The 1,819-nt window shown below is 54.3% G+C and carries 2 pseudogenes; one reads left to right on the forward strand and one right to left on the reverse strand.

Features of this window, described 5'->3' with window-relative positions:
* Positions 1 to 274: pseudogene (locus CLV87_RS24095) on the forward strand (site-specific integrase); the annotation flags it as partial.
* 365 nt (positions 275 to 639) lie between these two features.
* On the opposite strand, the pseudogene CLV87_RS23720 reads toward CLV87_RS24095, so the two are convergent.
* A pseudogene (locus CLV87_RS23720) lies at positions 640 to 1,772 on the reverse strand (IS3 family transposase).
* Positions 1,773 to 1,819 lie beyond the last annotated feature (47 nt).

The following is a 1,819-nucleotide window of genomic DNA, read 5'->3' on the forward strand; positions in this document are numbered from 1 at the left end:
CCAAATCCTGGTCTTTGCTCTATTCAGCGCACGTCGCATCAGTGAGATTTGTAATCTCCGATGGGAAGATTTCAGGAAGGAAGAAGCCAAGATCTTCGTCCGCGAGATGAAGCATCCGCGCCAAAAGAAACGAAACAACATCTGGTGCGATGTGCCCCCTGAAGCGATGGCCATCATTCGAGTGATGCCTCGAATTTCTGAGTTTGTTTTCCCGTTCGATCCTAGATCTGTCGGAGCGGCGTTCCTCCGGCATCGGGAAAAGTCGGTGTGGTAGATCTGCGCTTTCATGGCCTCCGCCACGAAGCAATCAGTCGTCTCTCAGAAATGGGCACTCAGGGGGAGTATGTAGCCAAAACTTCCGGTCACAAAGGCACTTCGTGACTCGAACGCTACACCACATCATGAAGGTTGGAGACAAATTGCAGGGTTGGTCTAGGCTGACCTTCGTCTGCGACACCCAAAACCTACCGGAAACAGAAGTTTCGGAGAGTGTCGTCCGAAAGGGGGCACGCAAAAGTTAGGATTCCCCCCCTTTCGGGGCGGAAAATTCGCTCGCAAATCATGACCATCAGCAAAGGAGACACAAATGACAACCATCGACTGGACCTGTCCCGATTTCGTGCCGCTCCAAGTGCTCGTTTATGCCACTTTCCGTTCGAATTCGACGGGGCTTTTCCAGCCCAATGCTGAATGCCGTTGTCGCGGATTGTAATAGCCATTGATGTAGTTGAAGATGGCCAGTTCAACGGCCCTACGCGTTGGCCACGACCTTTGCCATATCAGCTCGGCTTTGATCATTTTGAAGAACGTTTCGACCGCCGAGTATACGTAACAATTTCCCTTGCCGTTCATCGACACCTGAAAGCCGTGCTGACGCACGAGCTTCTGATAATCGTGAGCACAGTATTGGGATCCGCGATCTGTATGGTGGATGCTACCTTTCGGCGGTTGCCGGAGCGCGACGGCCATTTGCAACGCCCGGATCGCGAGGTCGCGTTTCATTCGATTACTGGCGGCCCAGCCGCTCACCCGCGGGAATGCAGATCATGGATGACCGCCAGGTAGAGCCAACCCTCGCGCGTCCACACGTAACTTATGTCACCCGCCCATTTTTGGTTTGGCAACTCTGCGCAGAAATCCCGGTTCTGCAGATTGGGTGCGATGTTGAAGACGTGGTTGCTATCAGTGGTCACCTTGTATTTCTTAGATCGTTCGACACGGATGCCATTCTCACGCATCAGCCGACCGGCGCGACGATGGCCAATGTTCAGGCCCAACTCCTCCAGTTCCTAGGCCATCCGTGGGCGGCCATAACTGCCCAAGCTGAGGCGAGACTGTTCCTTGATATGCGCCAGAACGATCATGTCGGTGCGCTGCCTTTGACTGGCTAGGCGGCTGCGATAGGCCCGTAGACCACGCTCACTGACATCCAGACCATTGCACATCCGCTTGGCGCTGAAGGGATCAGTGTGTTCTTCGATGAACCTGAACTTCATGGCTTTTGGCCAGCGAAGAACTGCGTTGCCTTTTTTAAGATCACCCTCTCCTCCTTGAGAATGCGGTTCTCGCGTCGAAGCCGTTCATTCTCTCGAGCAAGGTCGAGGTCTTTGTCGGATACCTCCTCGGTGTCGCCCCTCTCGACAGATTTGCCATGCAAATCGCCTGCCGGGCAATGAATGCGCTGTGACCCACTTGTTCAGGGTCGAAAGGCCAACACCCAAATCTGACGCCACCTGCTTCCTGCTCAGCCCGCTCGTCAGCGCAATCCGCACCGCAGCAGCACGGAATTATTCTGTCCGTTTCAATCCCATAGTTCATC

This window comes from Pelagimonas phthalicica (assembly GCF_004364805.1).
Classification (GTDB): Bacteria; Pseudomonadota; Alphaproteobacteria; order Rhodobacterales; family Rhodobacteraceae; genus Pelagimonas; species Pelagimonas phthalicica.